The sequence below is a fragment of the Microcystis sp. M109S1 genome (assembly GCF_020247025.1).
Classification (GTDB): Bacteria; Cyanobacteriota; Cyanobacteriia; order Cyanobacteriales; family Microcystaceae; genus Microcystis.
In genome coordinates this window covers 1-5,949 of record NZ_JADBRW010000136.1, presented here as the reverse complement: position 1 = coordinate 5,949, position 5,949 = coordinate 1, and the positions used below count along the sequence as shown (strand labels likewise).

Sequence of the window (5,949 nt, the reverse complement as noted above, 5' to 3'; positions counted from 1 at the left end):
TTAATTGAGGGAATGAATACCAAAATAAAGCTTATTAAAAGAATAAGTTATGGATTTACCAATTTTGAACATCTTCGACTTAAGCTGTTTGCTTGCTTTAATTCATAACAAAAATTAACACACGAAAACCAGAAGAGCCGATACCGTTTGTCAAAATCTGCAATTAACCAATCCCAGTAACATTAATTCCCCCGAATACTGTAGTCAGTTAAACCAATACTGTCAAAAAATTATCGAACAGGAAGGAGGAGAAGGCAAATCCGAGCGAGCTAAACAAGCTCAGGGTTTAAAATTATTAATTGAAGGATTTACTCAAAATCGTGAGCGGATCCATACGCTGCATAATGCCACCTATTCCATGGAACAATTTCACTTTTCTAATTTAGCAGAAGCGGCAAGTTTTGCCCGTCGTGGTAGCAATAGCGCCGTCTTAAAACGTCTAGAATATTACTGTCATCATCCTCTCCTTAAAGATGGTAACGTTTTGGTAGATTTGCCCGGTATTGATGCCCCAGTCAAAAAAGATGCCGCCTTAGCCTATCGTAAAATAGAGGATCCTGATACTTCGGCAGTGGTTTGTGTTTTAAAGGCTGCTTCTGCGGGAGAATTAGCCACAGAAGAAACGGAATTACTCGAAAAAATTCGCTCTAATGCTGGTATTCGTGATCGAGTTTTTTATGTTTTTAACCGCATCGATGAAACCTGGTACGCAGCCCAACTAAAACAGCGTTTAGAAAACCTGATTCAAACGCAATTTCGTGATACTTCCCGCCTCTACAAAACCAGCGGACTTTTAGGGTTTTATGGGTATCAGGTGAAAAATCAAACCAATATTAATCAGCGTTATGGTTTAGATTCTATCTTTGCCGAAAGTGTTAAAAATTTAGGAGGAGAAGAAGAAACACCGCAATTTGTCAGCGAGTTTAATAACTATTGTGCCAACTCCGGTAAATTACTGGCAACTCCCTTTAAAGTTTCCATCCACGGTTATGAAACTCCTAATAAAAATTACTTCCGAGTTTTAAGCGAGTGGGGAACCCCTTTACTAGAGCAGTTAATTGCTGATAGTGGTATCGAAGAATTTCGCACGGCAATTACTCGTTATCTCACGGAGGAAAAGCGTCCGCAATTGTTTGCTAATTTAGCCGATGATTTACAATCTCTCTGCATCACTCTCAAAAATCATTATCAAGGGATTTATAGTGATTTAGAAAGTCAACCACGAGAAATTGAGGCGATGAAAGCTCTGGAGTTAAATCACCTCAATCAAGAGTTAAAGGAAGTGGGAGAGAAATTAACTAAACATATCGATGTTTATGTCAATACTGTCGTGGTTAATAGCGATGAAAACTTTGAGGAAGACTTTAAGAAACTGAAAGCGAGAATGGTATCAAGATTGGATGAGTTATTAAATACTTTTTCTGTTAAAAATGCTTACTCGCAAGCAACTTTAACCCATCCTCGGAATGCTACAGCACCTTTATTAGCAGTATTAGTGGAAGCTTTTTATTATCTATCTAACCAGCTAGAAGATGTGTTAATTGAGGAGTCAAACAGTTTAATTAGTCGCTTTTGTCAGCGTCTTTTAGATGCGGTAAGACAAGGTGATTATTATCGACAAATTTACCGATTATTAGGCAATGATGGCCACCTAGAAAGTCAGCTAAAACAGCTAGAATTGCAGTTAATTAATGCCTTGATTTCCGAAGCAAAGACCGAGTGCGATCGCTATGTACGAGAAAATCATAATTTTTACAACGAAGGCACTTTTTCGATCTTTCAATTTCGGCAAACTGTGCAACAAACTGCCCAAGGTTATGACTGTGAAAGTATTCTTGCTGCCGAACCTGCTATCCGTCAATTACTTAAGTTAGATTTTGAGCCAAAAGTATCAGCAACAATTCATAAAAACTTCCGCCAAACTGTTAATAATACTCTGAAAAATCAATTGATACCAATGGCAAAAAAACAAGCGGATACTATTCTACAACAGTTCAATCAAGCTCGTTCTTATCTAGAACAAACTTTAGAACAGGAAGCGGCGGAAAAAATTGCTAATAATGCCCGCAAACAGGAAGAAATTCACCAAAAAATTGAGGATTATAACCAAGCGATCAACTCTCTCAATACTTGTTTAACTGCTATGGGTTTACAGAAAAATCATTTACCTGTAATTGGTGAACAAGAATTAGAGATTGTCCCTGAAGTTGTTAATCACTCCAGCAATTAATATGGGGGAGCGGGAAGTGGGAAGCAAGAGGAAACAATCCATCTATTAAGTAGTCGTGCAAAATAAATTTCCCAGTGAAGAAAGGCACTCATGCAAAAGGCAAGAGGCAAGGGGGGGTTAGATATGTGTAATTAATTTGGCTTAGGTACTTAAAAACCGATTTGGTGTCAAAGCAAAAAATTAATTAAAATTAAAACTCATCGGGGGATAAGCGATCGAAGTCTTGTTATTCTTAAACTGGTAGGTTTTGGGATTTTTCTAGGCCCGCAGCTTAACCCGATCAACCGATAACCGATAGAGGGGTGCAGAATGGGAGAATGGTTAGATTTTACCGATGAAGTGGTCACTGTTAATGGCAAAGGTGAGGAAATTAAACGGGAAAAAGTCACTAATCGAGGTTATAAATATTTTTTAAGCAAAAAAACCTTTTTAGAAATGATTTCTATCCCTAGCGGTCAATACCTCATCGGTGCGCCTAAAAGCGAGTTAGGCTGGAAATTGAGTCAAAGTCCCCAATCTCTGGTTAATGTTAAAGCTTTTTGTCTGAGTCGCTACCCAATTACCCAACGACAATGGCGCGAGGTGGCAAAATTAGAACCGGTAAATATTGAACTTAATCCCTATCCGGCCCATTTTGAAGGTTACGATCGCCCCGTAGAACAAATTAACTGGTGGGAAGCGGAGGAATTTTGCGATCGCCTATCCCGTCTCACCGGACTCAATTATCGTTTACCCGCAGAAAAAGAATGGGAATACGCTTGTCGGGGAGGAACATCAACCCCTTTTCACTTTGGCCCGACAATTTCCACTGATTTAGCCAACTATTCCGGGGTGGACTGGGATTATGGCGGGAAAGTGTGCAGTTATGGTCGTTATGGGGAAGGTTCCCTAGGCTGCGATCGCAGAGAAACCACACCGGTAGGAATGTTTGCCGTCGCTAACCCTTTCGGACTCTACGACCTGCACGGAAATGTCAGGGAATGGTGTGCAGATTACTGGCGCGATAACTACGAAGCAGCCACAATAGAAGATAGGGACAGACGAGTTTTACGCGGCGGTTCCTGGAATGATGGACCGAACAAATGTCGCTCGGCCTACCGGGTCAAATTTCTGGCTACTGCTGGACTCTATGATATTGGTTTTCGTGTCGTTAGCGATAATTCTCCTTCAATCTGAAAACCGATCACTGATTACCGGTGACAGGGAGGTGAAAAAATTGAAAATAGAACTACCCCAGCAAATAATCAGCGAATTTTGTCAGAAATGGCAGATATCTGAAATGTATTTATTCGGATCGGTTTTGCGGGAAGATTTTCGTCCAGACAGCGATATTGATGTACTGGTCAGTTTCCAAGATAGTGTTTCTTGGGGACTTCTGGAGTTTTCGAGGATGAAACGGGAATTAGAGAATTTATTGGGACGGAAAGTTGATTTGCTAACGAAAAAATCGATCGAGCAGAGTCATAATTGGATTCGTCAACGAGAGATTTTAGAGACAGCGCAAGTGATTTATGTGGCGGGATAAGGCTTTTTTACTAGATATTGTCCGAGCCGGTCAATTAGCTCAACAATTTGCCGAGCAACTGGATCGGGAACTACTAGAATCGGATTTACGCACCCAATCCGCGATTCTCTATCAAATTACTATTATGGGAGAAGCTACCAAGCGCCTATCCCCTGGATTTCGTAAACAACATCCAGAAATTCCTTGGGACGACATCGCCGGTATGCGAGATATTATCGCCCATCAATATGATCGGATCGATCTTGATATCGTCTGGCAGGTTATTCGACGGAATATTCCTGAACTATTGAACTTGTTAATACCTTTATTGCCCACACAAGATACTTGATTAGTGATATCTTTGATGAGGTTCGGTAAAATGAAAGAGAAATACTCACTTTAAATCAGACTTATGGTCAAATTTTGAAAATGTACCGCTCCTCGATCGAGAGTTAGAAGTTAGAATTGATTTTAGAGACAATAAAAGTGATTTAACCAAATGATTACTAACTTTGACCATAACTATCTTTCCCCGGAAGATTATTTAGCAACGGAGAGAATAGCCAAGGATAAACACGAATATATTCGCGGTCAAACCTACGCCATGGCTGGTGCAAGTAAAGCCCACGGTATGATTATTATCAACTTAGCCACACTTTTAAAAAACCGGCTGCGGGGTAGTGGTTGTCTTGTCTATGCCACAGATATGAAAGTTCGTCTAGAAATAGCTAATAGTTATTTTTATCCCGATCTTGTGGTCACTTGCGACTCGCGAGATAATCGGTCTTTCTCGGAAGATTTTATCCGTTATCCGCGCTTGATTGTAGAAGTATTATCCCCCACTACTGCTGCCTTTGCTCGCAACGCGCTCGCGAAGCGAGATCGGGGCGATAAATTTGCCGACTATCGTTCCCTTGAAACTTTAGAAGAATACGTTCTTATCAGTCAAGAACGTATCAGTGTAGATTGTTTTCGTCTCAATGATGAAGGATTTTGGGTTCTTTATCCCTACAGCAAAGGAGCAGATATTTATCTAGCTAGTATCGATTTTCACTGTGCGATCGAATCTTTATACGAAGATATAACAGAAATCTGTTAAAAAATCAGATCAGTTTTTTTCTGTTTACTATTTACTTTTTACTTGATTAATGCTTGTCATCCTCTCCGCTATTATTCCAGTGGGTTTTATCATCCTCATCGGTGTGATAGCAGGAAAAATTCTCACTGTTGAAGTGCATTCCCTTTCCCAAATCACGGTTTATATTCTTGCTCCCGCTTTGGTGATTGATGGACTCTATCGCACCACTTTATCCGGCAGCAATATCGGTTTAATTCTCCTAGGTTTTGCTCTTATTTCACTGGTAATGGCGATTGTCGTCGAAATTATCGCCTCTTGTCTTAGTCTCGATGTTGATACCCGCAAAAGCCTCATGGCTGCCGCTGTGATGCCCAATAACGGTAATATGGGTTTACCTGTGGCTAGTTTTGCCCTGGGTGCGGCTGGACTGGAAAGAGCGATAATCTATATGATTGGCTCTAGTATTCTTTTATTTGGTATTAGTCCCGCTTATTTGCGAGGAAAAAGCTTTCTTTCCGGATTTCGCTTAGTTTTTCAATTGCCCTTAGTCTGGTCAATTTTTATCGGCATTAGCTTTCAAACTTTCTCTTTTCATCTTCCCCTGCAATTAGATAAAAGTATTAGCTATCTAGGACAAGCGGCAATTCCTTTGGCTTTAATTATCTTAGGTATCCAATTATCTCAGCAAAAATTAGCGATCGGTAAATTAGAATTATTAGCGGCCTGTTTGCGTCTTTTAGTCGCTCCTCTTTTGGCATTTGCGATCGGCAATAGTTTAGGATTAACCGGTATGGATCTAAAAATTCTTATCCTACAAAGTGCCATGCCCACCGCCGTTAATACCGTCATTTTAGTCACAGAATTCGGTGGTTCGGCCGCTTTGATGGCCCGCACAGTTGTTGTCACTACCCTTGCTAGTTTTCTGACTATTCCTTTCTTTCTTTGGTTATTAAAAGTCTATTTATAGCAGTTATCTTAATGGTGAGGTACGAAGTTTTCGTTTTGGGGAGCCAGTCGTCAGTTATCAGTTATCAGTTATCAGTTATCAGTTATCAGTTATCAGTTATCAGTTATCAGTTATCAGTTATCAGTTATCAGTTATCAGTTATCAGTTATCAGTTATCAGTTATCAGTTAT

Annotated in this window: 6 protein-coding genes and 1 pseudogene; all 7 read left to right on the top strand. The window is 40.1% G+C overall.

Annotated features, from left to right (window positions below; all coding sequences use genetic code 11):
- The coding region (locus IM322_RS06440; RefSeq protein WP_287672724.1) for a transposase at positions 1-108 on the top strand (108 nt) is incomplete at its 5' end.
- A 31-nt stretch (positions 109-139) separates the two neighbouring features.
- Positions 140-2,230, top strand: a pseudogene (locus IM322_RS06435) (dynamin family protein); the annotation flags it as partial.
- 309 nt (positions 2,231-2,539) lie between these two features.
- A complete protein-coding gene (locus IM322_RS06430) occupies positions 2,540-3,406 on the top strand; it encodes a formylglycine-generating enzyme family protein (protein ID WP_286825285.1) in 867 nt (288 codons plus the stop codon).
- A 40-nt stretch (positions 3,407-3,446) separates the two neighbouring features.
- Positions 3,447-3,755 carry a nucleotidyltransferase family protein gene (locus IM322_RS06425; RefSeq protein ID WP_287677356.1) on the top strand — a complete coding sequence of 103 codons (309 nt, stop codon included), beginning with the start codon at positions 3,447-3,449 and terminating at the stop codon, positions 3,753-3,755.
- Positions 3,742-4,083 carry a HepT-like ribonuclease domain-containing protein gene (locus IM322_RS06420; RefSeq protein WP_002734383.1) on the top strand — a complete coding sequence of 114 codons (342 nt, stop codon included), beginning with the start codon at positions 3,742-3,744 and terminating at the stop codon, positions 4,081-4,083. Before IM322_RS06425 ends, IM322_RS06420 begins: the two co-directional genes overlap by 14 nt.
- Positions 4,084-4,233: 150 nt before the next feature.
- Positions 4,234-4,833 (top strand): Uma2 family endonuclease, encoded by a 600-nt coding sequence (locus IM322_RS06415; RefSeq protein ID WP_287677357.1) that lies wholly within the window; start codon positions 4,234-4,236, stop codon positions 4,831-4,833.
- 49 nt (positions 4,834-4,882) lie between these two features.
- Positions 4,883-5,779 carry an AEC family transporter gene (locus IM322_RS06410; protein WP_286825282.1) on the top strand — a complete coding sequence of 299 codons (897 nt, stop codon included), beginning with the start codon at positions 4,883-4,885 and terminating at the stop codon, positions 5,777-5,779.
- Positions 5,780-5,949: the final 170 nt, after the last annotated feature.

What these genes read in the sequence shown, in the direction of transcription:
- IM322_RS06430 (WP_286825285.1), top strand. Translation starts at nt 2,540, where the DNA reads ATGGGAGAATGGTTAGATTTTACCGATGAAGTGGTCACTGTTAATGGC.
- IM322_RS06420 (WP_002734383.1), top strand. Translation starts at nt 3,742, where the DNA reads ATGTGGCGGGATAAGGCTTTTTTACTAGATATTGTCCGAGCCGGTCAA.
- IM322_RS06415 (WP_287677357.1), top strand. Translation starts at nt 4,234, where the DNA reads ATGATTACTAACTTTGACCATAACTATCTTTCCCCGGAAGATTATTTA.
- IM322_RS06410 (WP_286825282.1), top strand. Translation starts at nt 4,883, where the DNA reads ATGCTTGTCATCCTCTCCGCTATTATTCCAGTGGGTTTTATCATCCTC.